This is a genomic window from Angustibacter peucedani (assembly GCF_054779595.1).
In genome coordinates this window covers 1-15538 of sequence record NZ_BAAGXY010000034.1, presented here as the reverse complement: position 1 = coordinate 15538, position 15538 = coordinate 1, and the positions used below count along the sequence as shown (strand labels likewise).

Annotated in this window: 17 protein-coding genes and 1 tRNA gene; 13 read left to right on the top strand and 5 right to left on the bottom strand. The window is 73.2% G+C overall.

Annotated elements, in window-relative coordinates:
• The first annotated feature begins 18 nt into the window (after positions 1-18).
• The 3 genes from ACYVJ4_RS07685 to ACYVJ4_RS07675 all read left to right on the top strand — a co-directional run bounded on the left by ACYVJ4_RS07685 (position 19) and on the right by ACYVJ4_RS07675 (position 4031).
• Entirely contained in the window at positions 19-1245 is a 1227-nt protein-coding gene (locus ACYVJ4_RS07685) for a homogentisate 1,2-dioxygenase domain-containing protein (RefSeq protein ID WP_460459525.1), read from the top strand.
• Positions 1245-2033: a type I methionyl aminopeptidase gene (gene map, locus ACYVJ4_RS07680; protein WP_460459605.1), complete on the top strand. Its 789-nt coding sequence runs from the start codon at positions 1245-1247 to the stop codon at positions 2031-2033. Before ACYVJ4_RS07685 ends, map begins: the two co-directional genes overlap by 1 nt.
• A 117-nt stretch (positions 2034-2150) precedes the next feature.
• A complete protein-coding gene (locus ACYVJ4_RS07675) occupies positions 2151-4031 on the top strand; it encodes a bifunctional metallophosphatase/5'-nucleotidase (protein ID WP_460459524.1) in 1881 nt (626 codons plus the stop codon).
• On the opposite strand, the gene ACYVJ4_RS07670 is transcribed toward ACYVJ4_RS07675, so the two are convergent.
• Both ACYVJ4_RS07670 and ACYVJ4_RS07665 read right to left on the bottom strand, forming a co-directional pair.
• Positions 4021-4617: a nicotinamidase gene (locus ACYVJ4_RS07670; protein WP_460459523.1), complete on the bottom strand. Its 597-nt coding sequence runs from the start codon at positions 4615-4617 to the stop codon at positions 4021-4023. The two genes, ACYVJ4_RS07675 and ACYVJ4_RS07670, sit on opposite strands and share 11 nt — an antisense overlap.
• A complete protein-coding gene (locus tag ACYVJ4_RS07665) occupies positions 4614-5864 on the bottom strand; it encodes a nicotinate phosphoribosyltransferase (protein WP_460459604.1) in 1251 nt (416 codons plus the stop codon). Before ACYVJ4_RS07665 ends, ACYVJ4_RS07670 begins: the two co-directional genes overlap by 4 nt.
• Before the next feature lie 104 nt (positions 5865-5968).
• Between ACYVJ4_RS07665 and clpS the strand changes: the two genes are divergently transcribed.
• From clpS to ACYVJ4_RS07620, 9 genes are all read left to right on the top strand, one after another.
• On the top strand, positions 5969-6259 hold the full coding sequence (gene clpS / locus ACYVJ4_RS07660; protein ID WP_460459522.1) for an ATP-dependent Clp protease adapter ClpS: 291 nt from the start codon (positions 5969-5971) through the stop codon (positions 6257-6259).
• Positions 6232-6861 (top strand): DUF2017 domain-containing protein, encoded by a 630-nt coding sequence (locus tag ACYVJ4_RS07655; protein ID WP_460459521.1) that lies wholly within the window; start codon positions 6232-6234, stop codon positions 6859-6861. Before clpS ends, ACYVJ4_RS07655 begins: the two co-directional genes overlap by 28 nt.
• 186 nt (positions 6862-7047) lie before the next feature.
• Positions 7048-7851, top strand: a complete 804-nt coding sequence (gene murI, locus ACYVJ4_RS07650) for a glutamate racemase (protein ID WP_460459520.1) — start codon at positions 7048-7050, stop codon at positions 7849-7851.
• Positions 7848-8618: an MBL fold metallo-hydrolase gene (locus ACYVJ4_RS07645; RefSeq protein WP_460459519.1), complete on the top strand. Its 771-nt coding sequence runs from the start codon at positions 7848-7850 to the stop codon at positions 8616-8618. The genes murI and ACYVJ4_RS07645 overlap by 4 nt, the downstream gene beginning before the upstream one ends.
• A 9-nt stretch (positions 8619-8627) precedes the next feature.
• Positions 8628-9383, top strand: coding sequence for a ribonuclease PH (gene rph, locus ACYVJ4_RS07640; RefSeq protein ID WP_460459518.1), 756 nt, complete (start codon positions 8628-8630; stop codon positions 9381-9383).
• Entirely contained in the window at positions 9380-10063 is a 684-nt protein-coding gene (gene rdgB, locus ACYVJ4_RS07635) for an RdgB/HAM1 family non-canonical purine NTP pyrophosphatase (protein WP_460459517.1), read from the top strand. Before rph ends, rdgB begins: the two co-directional genes overlap by 4 nt.
• Before the next feature lie 46 nt (positions 10064-10109).
• Positions 10110-11684 (top strand): molybdopterin-dependent oxidoreductase, encoded by a 1575-nt coding sequence (locus ACYVJ4_RS07630; protein WP_460459516.1) that lies wholly within the window; start codon positions 10110-10112, stop codon positions 11682-11684.
• A 120-nt stretch (positions 11685-11804) separates the two neighbouring features.
• Positions 11805-13376, top strand: coding sequence for a molybdopterin-dependent oxidoreductase (locus ACYVJ4_RS07625; protein ID WP_460459515.1), 1572 nt, complete (start codon positions 11805-11807; stop codon positions 13374-13376).
• Between the two features lie 106 nt (positions 13377-13482).
• A complete protein-coding gene (locus tag ACYVJ4_RS07620; RefSeq protein ID WP_460459514.1) occupies positions 13483-14151 on the top strand; it encodes a fasciclin domain-containing protein in 669 nt (222 codons plus the stop codon).
• Between the two features lie 85 nt (positions 14152-14236).
• On the opposite strand, the gene ACYVJ4_RS07615 is transcribed toward ACYVJ4_RS07620, so the two are convergent.
• The 3 genes from ACYVJ4_RS07615 to bcp all read right to left on the bottom strand — a co-directional run bounded on the left by ACYVJ4_RS07615 (position 14237) and on the right by bcp (position 15186).
• Positions 14237-14321 (bottom strand) — tRNA-Leu (locus ACYVJ4_RS07615).
• A 28-nt stretch (positions 14322-14349) separates the two neighbouring features.
• Complete coding sequence (locus tag ACYVJ4_RS07610; RefSeq protein WP_460459513.1) at positions 14350-14712, bottom strand: VOC family protein; 363 nt, start codon at positions 14710-14712, stop codon at positions 14350-14352.
• Between the two features lie 9 nt (positions 14713-14721).
• Entirely contained in the window at positions 14722-15186 is a 465-nt protein-coding gene (gene bcp, locus ACYVJ4_RS07605) for a thioredoxin-dependent thiol peroxidase (protein WP_460459512.1), read from the bottom strand.
• 113 nt (positions 15187-15299) lie between these two features.
• On the opposite strand from bcp, the gene ACYVJ4_RS07600 reads away from it, so the two are divergent.
• On the top strand, positions 15300-15538 hold a 239-nt coding region (locus ACYVJ4_RS07600; protein WP_460459511.1), incomplete at its 3' end, for a DUF3618 domain-containing protein.

The following is a 15538-nucleotide window of genomic DNA, read 5'->3' as shown; positions in this document are numbered from 1 at the left end:
CGCAGAGAGGAGCCGGTCGTGGCGCACTACCGCAGCGTGGGCGAGATCCCGCCCAAGCGGCACACGCAGTTCCGTCGTCCCGACGGCCAGCTGTACGCCGAGGAGCTGATGGGCGAGGAGGGCTTCTCGTCCGACTCGTCGCTGCTGTACCACCGCGAGATCCCGTCGGCGATCGTCGACTCGCGGCCGTGGGACATGGCCGAGCTGAAGACGCACGCGAACTTCCCGCTGCGCCCGTTCCACTTCAAGCTCCACGACCTGTTCCCCGGCGAGGACGAGGAGGCGGCCTGGCGCGGCGTCGACGTCGTCCGCGGTCGCCGGCTGGTGCTCGGCAACGGCGACGTGCGGATCTCGTACGCGGTCAGCGACACGCCGTCCCCCTACTACCGCAACGCGATCGGCGACGAGTGCGTCTACGTCGAGTCGGGCGAGGGCGTGCTCGAGACGATGTTCGGCGAGCTGCCGTTCCGCGGCGGCGACTACGTGATGATCCCGCGCGCCACGGTGCACCGCTGGGTGCCGGGCGACGTCGCGCAGCACGGCCCGGTGCGCGCGTACTGCATCGAGGGCAACAGCCACATCGCGCCGCCCAAGCGGTACCTGTCCAAGTACGGCCAGTTCCTCGAGCACAGCCCGTACTGCGAGCGCGACCTGCACCCGCCGACCGCGCCGCTGCTCGTCGAGGGCACGGACGTCGAGGTCTACACCAAGCACCGCGGCCACGGCGCTCACGGCATCGTCGGCAGCGTCGTCGTCCACGCCACCCACCCGTTCGACGTCGTGGGCTGGGACGGCTGCATGTACCCGTACACGTTCAACGTCGAGGACTACGAGCCCATCACCGGCCGCATCCACCAGCCGCCGCCGGTGCACCAGGTCTTCGAGGGCTGGAACTTCGTCATCTGCAACTTCGTGCCGCGCAAGGTCGACTACCACCCGCTCGCGGTGCCGGTGCCGTACTACCACTCCAACGTCGACAGCGACGAGGTGATGTTCTACTGCGGCGGCGACTACGAGGCCCGCAAGGGCAGCGGCATCGGGCAGGGCTCGATCTCGTTGCACCCCGGGGGTCACAGCCACGGACCGCAGCCCGGCGCGGTGGAGCGCGCGCTCGGCAAGGAGTACTTCGACGAGCTGGCCGTGATGGTCGACACCTTCCGTCCGCTCGAGCTCGGCGAGGGGGCCATGGCGAGCGACGACGGCGCCTACGCGTGGAGCTGGTCCGGCGGCCGGCGCGACGGCTGATGATCGAGGTCCTCGACCGCTCGCAGCTCGCCCGCGCCCGCGAGACCGGTGCGCTGGTCGGCCGCATCCTGCACACCCTGCGCGGGCGCGTGACGGTCGGCACGAACCTGCTGGACGTCGACCGCTGGGCCCGCGAGATGATCGACGACGCGGGGGCGGACTCCTGCTACGTCGACTACGCCCCGGCGTTCGGCCGCGGCCCGTTCGGCCACCACATCTGCACGTCGGTCAACGACGCGGTGCTGCACGGCCTCCCGCACGACTACGCCCTCGCCGACGGCGACCTGCTCAGCCTCGACCTCGCGGTGTCGACCGGCGGGGTGGCGGCCGACGCGGCGATCAGCTTCGTGGTGGGCCCGACGCAGCCGGCCGAGAGCCTGCGGCTCGTCGAGACCACCGAGCGCGCGCTGGCGGCGGGCATCGCGGCCGCGCGGCCGGGCGCGCGGGTCGGCGACCTCTCGCACGCCATCGGCGGCGTGCTCGGCGCGGCCGGGTACCGCATCAACACGCAGTTCGGCGGTCACGGCATCGGCTCGACGATGCACCAGGACCCGCACGTCTCGAACACCGGCCGACCGGGTCGCGGCTACCCGCTGCGCCCGGGCCTGCTCCTGGCGCTCGAGCCGTGGGTCATGGCCGACACCGACCAGCTCGTCACGGACCGCGACGGGTGGACGCTGCGCAGCGCCACCGGCTGCCGCACGGCGCACACCGAGCACACCGTCGCGATCACGGACGACGGCGCCGAGGTGCTCACCCTGCCGCCGTCCGGCGACCCACAGAGCTGACGGACGCCGTTCACCGGTTCGTCGGTCGCTGCCAGGTCCGGACGTCGGCGGGCTGTTGTACGGTGCGTGCCGTCCTGGTGTGATCCGCCGGTTTCGCCCCTGTTCGTGGAGGTCCTCGTGTCGTCGTCACCGTCCCCGCAGACCCCGACCGAGAGCACCGGTGACGCCCTGCGTCGGCGCACCGTCCTGGGCGGCGCCACCGCCGCAGGGGTGCTCGCCGCCGCCGGCTGGACGGCGGCCCCGGCCTCCGCGCACGGCCGCGGCCACGGTCACCAGCACCCGTCCCGCACCGCGCGGCTGACGATCATGGGCACCACCGACCTGCACGGCAACGGCCTGAACTGGGACTACTTCAAGGACGCCGAGTACGACGACGCGGCGCACAACGACATCGGCCTGGCCAAGATCTCGACGCTCGTCACCGCGCAGCGCCGGATGGCACGGGGGCGGCAGACCCTGCTGCTCGACGCGGGGGACACGATCCAGGGCACGCCGCTGGCCTACTACTTCGCCAAGATCGACCCGATCACCCAGGGCCACGTGCACCCGATGGCCGCCGCCATGAACCGCATCGGCTACGACGCAGCTGCCCTGGGCAACCACGAGTTCAACTACGGGCTCGACGTCCTGCACGCCTTCCAGCGCCAGCTGCGCTTCCCGCTGCTCGGCGCCAACGCGGTCGACGCGCGCACCCACCAGCCGGCGTTCCCGCCCTACGCGATCAAGAAGGTCGACGTCGGGCACGGCCGGGCGGTCAAGGTCGGCATCCTCGGCCTGACCAACCCCGGCATCGCGATCTGGGACAAGGCCAACGTCGAGGGCAAGCTCGCCTTCCCCGGTCTGGTCGAGCAGGCGAAGATCTACGTCCCCAAGCTGCGCAAGCTCGGCGCTGAGGTGGTCGTCGTGGCGGCGCACTCCGGCGCCGACACCTCGTCGTCCTACGGCGACGCGCTGCCCTACCCCGAGAACGCCGCCACCCTGGTCGCCGAGCAGGTGCCGGGCATCGACGCGATCCTGGTCGGCCACGCGCACGTCGAGATCCCCGAGCGCCGGGTGAAGAACAAGACCACCGGGCAGGAGGTGGTCCTCACCGAGCCGCTGCGCTGGGGCATGCGGCTCAGCGTCATCGACATCGACCTGGCGTGGGAGCACGGCCGCTGGACCGTGGTCGGCCGCCACTCGCAGGTGCTCAACAGCAACACGGTCGAGGCCGACCCGGCCGTGGTGGCGCTGCTGAAGAAGGACCACGAGACCGTGCGCACGTACGTCAACTCGGTGGTCGCGCAGAACGTCACGGCCATGTCGGCCGCCACGGCGCGGTACGAGGACGTCGCCGCCATCGACCTGATCAACCTGGTGCAGGCCGAGACGGTCAAGACCGCGCTGGCGGGCACGCCGCAGGCCGACCTGCCGGTGCTATCCATCGCGGCGCCGTTCAACCGCGAGGCCGCCATCCCGGCCGGCGACGTCACCGTGCGCGACGTCGCCGGGCTGTACATCTACGACAACACCCTGCTGGGCGTCACGATGAGCGGTTCCGAGATCAAGGACTACCTCGAGTTCTCGGCGCAGTACTTCAAGGCCCAGACCAGCCCCGGGCCGGTCGCGGCCGATGCCGTGACGAACGCGCCCACGGCCACGGCGCCGAACGGCACGCCCGACTACAACTACGACATCATGGGCGGCCTCGACGCCTCGCTGACGTACGACCTCGACCTCGCGAAGCCGGTCGGCTCGCGAGTCGTCGGGCTGGCGTACGACGGCACGCCGGTCGCGGCCGGCCAGCAGTTCGTGGTGGCGATCAACAACTACCGGCAGTCCGGCGGCGGCAACTTCCCGCACACGACCACCGCGCCGGTCGTCTACAACCGGCAGGTCGAGATCCGCCAGCTGCTCATCGACTGGGCCACGGCCAAGGGCACGATCGACGCCTCGACGTTCGCCTCGGTCGACTGGCGCCTCGTGGTGGACGGCACGCCGATGACCATCACGGCCTGACGGTCGCCTCGCCCTCCAGCACGACCCCGGCCGCGCGCAGCTCGTCCAGCGCGCGGCCGGTCGTCTGCTCGGCCACGCCGGCCGTGAGGTCCAGCAGCACGCGCGTCGTGAAGCCCTCGCGGACGGCGTCCAGCGCGGTCGCCCGCACGCAGTGGTCGGTGGCGATGCCGACGACGTCCACGGTGCCGACGGCGCGCTCGCGCAGCCACACCGCCAGCGGGACGTCGACCCCGCCCTCGGTCGTGCTGCCCTCGAAGCCCGAGTAGGCCGCGGCGTGTGCGCCCTTGCGGAACACCGCGGCCAGCGCCTCGCGCGGCACCGCCGCGTGCAGGTCGGCGCCGTGGGTGTCGGCCGTGCAGTGCCGCGGCCAGCTGTCGACGAAGTCGGGGTCGTCGCTGAAGTGCGCGCCCGGGTCGACGTGCCAGTCCTGCGTCGCGACGACGTGCCGGTAGGCGTTGTCGCGCAGCAGGTCTGCGATCGCGTTGGCCACGTCGGCGCCACCGGCGACGGCGAGCGAACCGCCCTCGCAGAAGTCGTTCTGGACGTCGACGACCACCAGGGCGTCGGCCGGCTCGAGGGTGCTCACGGCTGCTCCTGCTCGTAGCGGGTGGGGATCGCGGGCTCGCCGCGCGAGAGCTGCAGGGCCACGGGTGGGAGGGCGGCGCGCGAGGTGGCGTGCCGCTCGCGCGCGGTCTCGAGCGGCTCGCGGCCCACGACCTCGCCGTCGCGCACCAGCGGCACCAGCAGCGCGCGGTCGTCGCCGTCGTCCACCGGCTGGCGGCCGATCCCGATCACCTCGGCCTGGTCGACGCCGTCCGGACCGCGGCGGCGCAGGGCCCACTTGCGACCGGCGATGCTCACCTTGTCCTTGCTGTTCTTGGCGACGCCGACCATCGTGCCGTCGGCGCTCTCGCGGGCGACGAGCTTGTAGACGAGGCCGGCGGTGGGCGCGCCCGAGCCGGTCACGAGCGAGGTGCCGACGCCATACACGTCGACGGGGGCGGCCGCCAGCGCCGCGATGGCGTGCTCGTCGAGGTCGCTGGTGACGACGATGCGGGTGCCGGTGGCGCCGAGGTCGTCGAGCTGGCGGCGCACCTCGCGCGCCTGCACGAGCAGGTCGCCCGAGTCGAGCCGGACGGCGCCGAGCCCGGGCCCGGCCACCTCGACCGCGGTGCGGACGGCGGACGTGACGTCGTAGGTGTCGACCAGCAGCGTGGTGCCGGCGCCCAGGCTCGCGACCTGCGCCGCGAACGCCGCGCGCTCGTCGTCGTGCAGCAGCGTGAAGGCGTGCGCGCTGGTGCCGGCGGTCGGGACGCCGTGCTCGCGCCCGGCCTCGAGGTTGCTGCTGGTCGCGAAGCCCGCGACGTACGCCGCTCGCGACGCGGCCACGGCGGCCCGCTCGTGCGTGCGCCGCGAGCCCATCTCGATGCACGGCCGGCCCGCGGCGGCGGCGGTCATGCGGCTCGCCGCGGCCGCCACGGCGCAGTCGTGGTTCAACACGCTCAGCACCAGCGTCTCGAGCAGGACCGCCTCGGCGAAGGTGCCCTCGACCACGAGCAGCGGCGACCCCGGGAAGAAGCACTCGCCCTCGGCGTACCCCCAGACCGACCCGGTGAACCTCCACTGCCGCAAGGTGTCCAGCGTCTCGGCGTCGACGACGTCCGCGAGCGCCTCGAGCTCGGGCTCGCCGAAGCGGAACTGCTCGAGCGCGTCGAGCAGGCGGCCGGTGCCGGCCACGACGCCGTAGCGGCGGCCGTCGGGGAGGCGGCGCGCGAAGACCTCGAAGACGCAGCGCCGGTGGGCGGTGCCGCTGCGCAGGGCGGCCTGCAGCATGGTGAGCTCGTAGTGGTCGGTCAGCAGGGCCGTGCTCGGCGACGTCACCCGCCCGAGCCTAGGAGCGCCGTGCCGGGTCTGCCAGCACTGCCTATCCTGGGGCCGTGGTCACGTCGCCGGTCGAGCTGGACGAACCGCGGCAGGCGCAGGACGCCGACGTCGCGCGTCCGTGGGTCACCCTCGTGTGGAACGACCCGGTCAACCTGATGTCGTACGTGACCTACGTGTTCCAGTCCTACTTTGGCTACACCCGCGCCAAGTCCGAGCGTCTGATGCTCGACGTGCACCAGAAGGGGCGTGCGGCCGTGGCGCACGGCGACCGCGAGGAGATGGAGCGGCACGTGGAGGCGCTGCAGGGCTTCGGGCTGTGGGCGACGATGCAGAAGGACGACTAGTGGCGCGCGGCTTCAAGCGGGCGCGGCACGGCGTGCGGGCCAAGCTCGACGACCACGAGCGCGCGCTGCTGGCGCACCTGCTGGTCGAGGTCCACGAGATGCTGGACGACGGGCCGGACGTCGAGACCGACCCGCTCGCGGTGATGGTGGGCATCGGCACGGCGGTCGACCCGCCGTCCGACCCCGCGGTCGCCCGGCTGCTGCCCGACGCGCACCGCGACGACCCGGACGCGTCGGCGGAGTTCCGGCGGTACACCGAGGCCGGGCTGCGGGCGCGCAAGCGCGAGGGGCTCGAGGTCGCGCGGCGCTCGCTCGGGCGCGACGGCACGCTGCACCTGGACGACGACGAGGCGCGCGCGTGGGTGGTGGCGCTGACCGACGTCCGGCTGGTGCTCGCGTCGCGCCTGGGGCTCGAGACGGACGACGACCACGAGCGGCTGCTCGCCGTGGCCGAGGCGGAGGCGGCCGAGCTCGCGGAGGCGGAGGAGGGCGAGCCGTCGTCCGTCGGCGGCGTGGCCTTCATGCTCGAGATCTACGACTTCCTGACCTGGCTCCAGGAGACCCTGGTCGAGGCCCTCATGGCCCCCCTCCCCACCGACTGACGCGCCCCCGCTCACCCAACCCCCGCGACTGCTAGGGCACCTTCTTGGGAGTTCGCCCCCACCGGGCGGCTGGAAGGGGCGAACTCTCAGGAAGGTGCCCTGACCAGGGTGCCGGGGATGCGCTGTTGCCACGATCACAGGGCGGTGGCGTGGGGTGGAGGCACCGCCGACCGTAGGCTCAGGGCCGTGGCAGACGCTCCGATCGGCATCTTCGACTCCGGCTACGGCGGGCTCACCGTCGCGCGCGCGGTGCTCGACCAGCTGCCGCACGAGCCGGTGCTCTACATGGGCGACACCGCCCGCCAGCCCTACGGCCCGCGCCCGATCGCGCAGGTGCGCGAGTACGCGATCGAGTGCCTCGACGAGCTGGTCGACCAGGGCGTCAAGCTGCTCGTCATCGCCTGCAACAGCGCGAGTGCCGCGGTGCTGGGCGACGCGCGGGAGCGGTACGACGTCCCGGTGGTCGAGGTGATCCGGCCGGCCGTGCGCCGTGCCGCCGCTGCCAGCCGTACCGGGCACGTCGGCGTCGTCTGCACCCAGGCCACGAAGACCTCCGGTGCGTACGAGGACGCCTTCGCCGCCGCCCCTCACCTCAAGGTCACCACCCGCGCCTGCCCGCGGTTCGTCGAGTTCGTCGAGGCCGGAGTCACCGGCGGTCCCGAGCTGCTCGCCGTCGCGCACGAGTACCTCGACCCGGTGGTGGCGGCCGGCGTCGACACCCTGATCCTCGGCTGCACGCACTACCCGCTGCTCACCGGCGTCATCTCCTACGTGGTGGGCGACCTCGTCACCCTCGTCAGCAGCGCCGAGGAGACCGCCAAGGACGTGTACCGCCAGCTCGTCGCGCACGACCTGGCCCGTCCCGACGACCTGCCGCCGCCGGTGCACCGGTTCGAGACGACGGGCGACCCCGAGCGGTTCGCCGAGCTCGGACGACGGTTCCTCGGCCCGGAGATCTCGCCGGCCCAGCTGGTGGGGGCGGTCCGATGAGGCTCACCGTCGTGGGCTGCTCCGGCTCGATGCCCGGCCCGCGGTCGGCCGCGTCGTGCTACCTGGTCGAGGTCGAGGGCGACGAGCGCACCTGGCGGGTGCTGCTCGACCTCGGCAGCGGCTCGCTCGGGCCGCTGCAGCAGCACGTCGACCCGATGCAGCTCGACGCCGTGCTGCTCAGCCACCTGCACGCCGACCACTGCCTCGACCTGTGCGGGCTCTACGTAATGCTGAAGCACTCGCCGGTCGGCCCGCAGCCTCGGCCTCGGATCCCGGTCTACGGGCCGCAGGGCACGGGGGAGCGGCTGGCCCGGGCCTACGACCTGCCGGCCGACCCCGGCATGAGCGGCGAGCTCGACGTCCGGTGCTGGCACGACGGCGAGGCGGTGCAGGTCGGCCCGCTGACGATCACACCGGTGCGGGTCAACCACCCGGTCGAGGCGTACGGCCTGCGGCTCGAGCACGAGGGCACGGTGCTGGCCTACACCGGTGACACCGACGCGTGCTCGGCGCTCGAGCCGCTGTGCCGCGACGCCGACGTCGTGCTGGCCGACTCGGCGTTCGTCGACGGCCGGGACGACGTCGAGGGCGTGCACCTGAGCGGACGACGGGCGGCCGAGGCCGCGGTCGCCGCCGGCGGGGTCAAGCGTCTGGTGCTCACGCACCTGCCGCCCTGGAACGACCCGGAGGTCGTCGTCGCCCAGGCCCGGGAGGCGTGGGACGGCCCGCTGGACGTCGCGCGTCCGGGGCTCGTGCTCGACCTCTAGCCTGAGGCCATGGTTCCCGATCCCCAGTCCGCTGCCGCGCGCGTCGACGGCCGCCAGCCCGACGAGCTGCGGCCCGTCACCATCACCCGCGGGTGGCTCGACCACGCCGAGGGCAGCGTGCTCGTCGAGTTCGGCAAGACCCGCGTGCTGTGCGCGGCGTCGTTCACGGCGGGTGTGCCGCGCTGGCGCAAGGGCAGCGGCCTGGGCTGGGTGACGGCCGAGTACGCGATGCTGCCGCGCTCGACGAACACCCGCAGCGACCGTGAGTCGGTCAAGGGGCGCATCGGCGGCCGCACCCACGAGATCAGCCGCCTCGTCGGGCGCAGCCTGCGGGCCGTGATCGACACCAAGGCGTTGGGGGAGAACACGATCGTCCTCGACTGCGACGTGCTGCAGGCGGACGGCGGGACCCGCACCGCCGCCATCACCGGCGCCTTCGTGGCGCTGGCCGACGCCGTCGAGGACGCCCGCGCCAAGGGACTGGTCGCCAAGAACGCCCAGCCGCTCAGCGGTTCGGTCGCGGCCGTGAGCGTCGGCGTCGTGCAGGGCCGCCCGGTGCTCGACCTCTGCTACGAGGAGGACGTCACCGCCGACACCGACATGAACATCGTCATGACCGGCGAGGGCGGCTACGTCGAGGTGCAGGGCACGGCCGAGGGCGCGACCTTCGACCGCGCGCTGCTCGACGGCCTGCTCGACCTGGGCGCCGTCGGCTGCGCCGAGCTCACCCGCCTGCAGCGCGCCGCGCTCGAGGCGGCGCGGTGACCACGCAGCCGACCGCGCCCGAGGGCGCGCGCCTGGTGCTGGCGACGCACAACGAGCACAAGGTCGTCGAGCTGCGCGAGATCCTGGCCGACGTCGTCCGCGAGCGCGGGCTGGACGTCGACCTCGACCGCGCGGTCGTCGGCGTCGACGCGTTCCCCGGCGTCGAGGAACCGGTCGAGGACGGCACGACCTTCGCCGCCAACGCCCTGATCAAGGCGCACGCGGTGAGCCGGGCCACCGGGCTGCCGGCGCTCGCGGACGACTCGGGCCTCGCCGTCGACGTCCTGGGTGGCGCGCCGGGCAGCTTCTCGGCGCGCTGGTCGGGCCGCACCGACCTGCCGCGAGCGGAGAAGGACCGCGCCAACCTCGACCTGCTGCTGGCCCAGCTCTCCGACGTCCGTGACGAGGACCGCGCGGGCGGGTTCGTCTGCGCTGCAGCGCTCGTGACGCCCGACGGCACCGAGCACGTCGAGCACGGCGAGGTGCGCGGCACCATCGAGCGCGCACCCCGCGGCACCAACGGGTTCGGCTACGACCCGGTGCTGCTGGTCGACGGCGGGCGCACGCTGGCCGAGCACTCCAACGCCGAGAAGAACGCGATCAGCCACCGGGGCAACGCGTTGCGCGCCATCGCGCCGCGCGTGGTCGACGTCCTCGTCGAGGACGTCACCGCTCGGTAAGGTCGACCGACTCGGGTGGCCGCACCGCGCATGTGATGCTGGTGGGGTGAGCGAGCAACACCCCACCGGACGACGGCAGCTGGCCTGGTCGGCCCTGCTGGGCGTCGTCGCGGGCGCGCTGACCGTCGGCGTGGCCGAGCTGGTCGCGGCGCTCCTCGAGCGGGCCGGTCGCGCGGGCGGCACGCCGTCGCCGGTGATCGCCCTCGGCGGGGCGTTCATCGACCGCACGCCGCCGTGGCTCAAGGACCTCGCGGTCTCGACGTTCGGCACCCACGACAAGACCGCGCTGCTCACCGGCATCGCCGTCGTGGTGGTGCTGCTGGCCGCGCTGGCGGGCGTGCTGGCGGCGCGGCACCGGCTGGCCGGGCTGTTCGTCGTCGTCGTGCTCGCCGCCGTCGCCGGTGCGGCCGTGCTGAGCCGGCCGCACGCGTCGTCCCTCGACGTCGTGCCGACGGTGCTGGGCGCGATCGCCGGCCTCGCGCTGCTGACGCGGCTGCTCGACCGCTGGGAACGGGCCGAGGGCGAGCACGCCGCACCGATCGACGCGGCGTTCGACCGCCGCTCGTTCCTCAGCGTGCTGATCGGCTCGTCGGCGATCGCCGTCCTCGCCGGGGCCGGGTCGCAGCTGGTCGCCCACGCGGCGCGCGCGGTGCAGTCGAGCCGGGCCGCGCTGCAGCTGCCCGCGGCGACGGGCGCCGGGCCGACGGCGCAGGAGCTGGGCGACCTGGGGCTCGACGGGTTGAGCGCCTTCGTCACGCCGCCCGAGCAGTTCTACCGGATCGACACCGCGCTCTCGGTGCCCCAGGTCGAGCCCGGCACCTGGCGGCTGCGGATCCACGGCATGGTCGAGCAGGAGCTCGAGATCACCTTCGACGACCTGTTGGCGCTGCCGATGGTCGACCGCCTGACGACCCTCACCTGCGTCTCGAACGAGGTGGGCGGCGACCTGGTCGGCAACCAGGTGTGGCGCGGCCACCTGCTGCGCGAGCTGCTCGCCCGGGTGCGGCCGACGTCCGGCGCCGACATGGTGCTCTCGACCAGCGCGGACGGCTGGACCGCCGGCACCCCGCTCGAGGCGCTCACCGACCCCGACCGCGACGCGCTGCTGGCCGTCGCGATGGGCGGCCAGCCGCTGCCGGTCGAGCACGGCTTCCCGGTGCGGATGGTGGTGCCGGGGCTGTACGGCTACGTGTCGGCGACCAAGTGGGTGGTCGACCTCGAGGTGACGCGCTTTGACCAGGCCGAGGGCTACTGGACGCCGCGCGGCTGGTCGGCGCGCGGGCCGGTCAAGACCGAGTCGCGCATCGACGTCCCGCGCGACGGGTCGAAGGTGGCCGCGGGCAAGGTCGCCGTGGCGGGTGTCGCCTGGGCGCAGCACCGCGGGGTCGAGGCGGTCGAGGTGCGCGTCGACGAGGGCCCGTGGCAGCCGGCCCGGCTCGGCGACGGCGGCACCATCGACACCTGGAAGCAGTGGGTCTTCGAGTGGGAGGCGCCGCGCGGCGACCACACGCTGCAGGTGCGCGCCACCGACCGCACCGGCGCGGCGCAGACCGGAGAGCAGGCTCCGCCAGCACCGGACGGCGCCACCGGCTGGCACACGGTCGACGTCAGCGTGACCTGACACCCATCCGCCCGGACGACGGCGCCGAAGCACCAGCACACGGAGCCCCGTCGTCCTCCCGCGGCGGGGCTCCGCGCTGCTCCGGCCCATCCGCGGGGCCCGCCGCGACGAACCCTGCGCATGACGTCCCTGCGAGAGCGACTCCTCCCCGAGACCCCCGCCGACCGTGCGCGCCCCGCGTGGTGGCTGGCGGCGCTGGCCGGGCTCGTCGCCGGCGCCGTGACCGTCGGCGTGGGCGAGCTGCTCGCCGCGCTGATGCTCGTCACCGGCTTCGGCAGCGGCCAGGGCAGCCCGGTGCTGGCGGTGGGCGACGCCTTCGTCGACCGCACCCCCGGCCCGCTCAAGGACTTCGCGGTGCGCACGTTCGGAGAGAACGACAAGCTCGTGCTGCTGGCCTCGATCGGCGCCGTGCTCGTCGTCCTGGCGCTCGCGGCCGGGCTGGTCGCGCGCCGCCGGCTCGAGGCGGGCCTCGCCGTCGTCGTGGTCCTCGGACTGGTGGCGCTGGGCGCGGTGGTCACGCGTCCGAGCGCGAGCCCGGTCGACGTCCTGCCGACGCTCGTCGGCACGGTGCTCGGGCTGCTGACCCTGCGCTCGCTGTTCGTCCGCCCGGCCACCCCGGACGGCGGGTGGAGCCGGCGCACGTTCCTGACCGGGGCGGGCGCAGCTGGTGCGGTCGCTGTCGTCGGCGGCGGTGGTTCGCGGCTGCTGCAGAGCACCTTGGGCGGCGTCGAGGACTCGCGGGCCGCGGTGAAGCTGCCGAAGCCGGCCGAGCCCCTGCAGCTGCCGAACGGCGTCCAGCTGCCGGTCGACGGCATCACGCCCTGGCGCACCGACCCCGCGCGCTTCTACCGTGTCGACACCGCGCTGCGCCTGCCGCAGATCCGCACGCAGGACTGGCGGCTGCGGGTGCACGGGCGGGTCGGCCGCGAGCTGACCATCAGCTACGACGAGCTGGTCCGCAAGCCGCTCGTCGAGCGCGCCATCACGCTGACCTGCGTCTCGAACGAGGTCGGCGGCAAGCTGGCCGGCAACGCCGTCTGGCTCGGCTACCCCGTGGCCGACCTGCTGAAGGACCTGGACGTCGACCCGTCGGCCGACATGGTGCTGTCGACCTCGGACGACGGCATGACGATCTCGACCCCTCTGACCAACCTGACGCAGGGGCGCGACGCGCTGCTGGCGATCGCGATGAACGGCGAGCCGCTGCCGGTGCAGCACGGCTTCCCGGTGCGCATGGTCGTCCCCGGCCTGTACGGCTACGTGTCGGCGACGAAGTGGGTCACGGACCTGAAGGTGACGCGCTTCGCCGACGACGAGGCGTACTGGACCCCGCGCGGGTACAGCGCGAAGGCGCCGATCAAGGCGTCGTCGCGCATCGACGTCCCGCGCTCGTTCGCGCAGCTCAAGGCCGGCAAGAACGCGGTCGCGGGCGTCGCGTGGGCGCAGACCAAGGGCGTCAAGACCGTGCAGGTGCGGGTCGACCGCGGCCAGTGGCAGGACGCCCGCCTGGCCGAGGTGCCGGGCAAGAACACCTGGGTGCAGTGGGTCTACGAGTGGGACGCGCCCGCCGGCAACCACACGCTGGAGTGCCGCCTGGTCGACGGCGAGGGCAACGCCCAGGTCGAGGAGCGCGCCTCCATCCGTCCGAACGGCACGAGCGGGCTGGACTCCAAGAACGTGACCGTCTCGTGACCACTCCTGCGGGGAAGTTGACCAATCCGCGGCGCGGTCGACCCCGAACCACCCTCAGCGGCGGGGAACACCCGCTGGCAGGACACACCCGAGGGAGAACGCTGACATGAAGCCCCGTCTCGCACTGACCGTCACCGCTGTGGGGGTCGCGCTCGCGGCGTCCGCGTGCGGCAGCAGCACCGACGACGCCGGGAGCTCGACGTCGTCCTCCACCTCCTCGAGCTCGAGCTCGTCGATGGCCTCCACGCCCTCCGACGACGCGATGGCGTCGGGCATGGTCGGCGCCGGCTGCGCCGACTACGCCAAGGCGGTGCCGTCCGGCGCCGGCTCGGTCGAGGGCATGTCCCAGGACCCGGTCGCGACCGCGGCGTCCAACAACCCGCTCCTCAAGACCCTCACCGCCGCCGTGAGCGGCAAGGTCAACAAGGACGTCGACCTGGTGAACACGCTCAACAACGGCGAGTTCACGGTCTTCGCGCCGGTCGACGACGCGTTCGCCAAGCTGCCCAAGGGCACGGTCGACACGCTGGCCAAGGAGAAGGGCGGCAAGACGCTGTCGACGATCCTGACCTACCACGTGATCCAGGGCCAGCTCTCGCCCGACCAGATCGCCGGCACGCACAAGACCGTCGAGGGCGACGACGTCGAGGTCAAGGGCTCCGGCGACGACCTGACCGTGGGCGCTGACGGCGCCAAGGTCATCTGCGGCGGCGTCAAGACCGCCAACGCCACCGTGTACCTCATCGACTCGGTGCTGATGCCGCCGAAGATGTGATCTGACCGCCCGACGGACGCACGTCGGGCAGCGAGAGGGCGGCGACCGCGCAGGGGCGGTCGCCGCCCTCTCGTGCGCCTGGACCTGGTGCGGGAGAAGGGACTCGAACCCTCACGCCCGAAGGCACAGGAACCTAAATCCTGCGTGGCTGCCAGTTACACCACTCCCGCCGGAGCGCGGCCAGCCTACGAGACCACGCTACCCGACGTGCTCGACCAGGCAGAACTCGTTGCCCTCCGGGTCGTTCATCACCAGCCAGCGCACGCCCGCGGTGTCGACGAGGTCGTCGACCCAGTCGCCGGCGCGGGTGGCGCCCAGCTGCTCGATCCGCGCGAGGTGCTCGTGCGGGTCGTCCGGGTGCAGGTCGAGGTGCACGCGGTTCTTGGTGACCTTCTCCTCGGGGACCTGCTGCAGCAGGACGACGGGACCCTCGCCGCGCACGAGCGGCACGAGGGCCGCGTAGCCCTCGGGGGCGTCGGCCTCCTGGTACTCCAGCGCTGCGGCCCAGAACGGCGCGAGGGCGCGCGGGTCGCGGCAGTCGACGACGACGGTGAGCCGCACGACGACGGCTCAGACGCCGAGCTGCTTGCGCAGCGACGCGACGTGACCGGTGGCCTTGACGTTGTAGCGCGCCAGCTCGACGTCGCCCTGCTCGTCGACGACCACGGTCGACCGGATGACGCCGGTGACCGTCTTGCCGTAGAGCTTCTTCTCGCCGTAGGCGCCCCAGGCGGTGAGCACGTCCTTGTCGGGGTCGGACAGCAGCGGGTAGCTCAGCGACTCCTTCTCGACGAACGTCGCGAGCTTGGCAGGGGAGTCGGGGCTGACGCCGAGCACCTCGTAGCCGGCCTCCTGCAACGGGGCCAGGCTGTCGCGGAAGTCGCAGGCCTCCTTGGTGCAGCCCGGCGTCATGGCGGCGGGGTAGAAGAAGACGACGACCTTGCGGCCGCGCAGGTCGTGCAGCGAGACCTGGGCGCCGGTGGAGTCGGTGAGCGTGAAGTCGGGCGCGGTCTCGCCGGCGGACAGCTGGGGCACGGTGGCCACCTCTCGGTCGGTGCAGCAGGTGGCTCCATCCTGCCCCGGCGGGCGATGGCCGGTAGTTTCGGGGGTGATCGACCGCAGCACGCAGCCGAGAGCGGGGAGACACCGTGAGCCAGGACGACCCGGCCACCATCGAGCACGACATCGAGGCCACCCGAGAGCGTCTGGCGGGCACGGTCGACGAGCTGGCCGTGCGCCTGCACCCCAAGGAGATCGGACGTCGGTCGGTGGCCGACGCCAAGGCCAAGGTGCGCGCCGCCACGACGACCCCGGACGGCTCGCCGCGCGTCGAGCGGATCGCGGCCGTCGCCGCGGCGGCCGCCGCGCTGGGCGGCCTGCTGGCGCT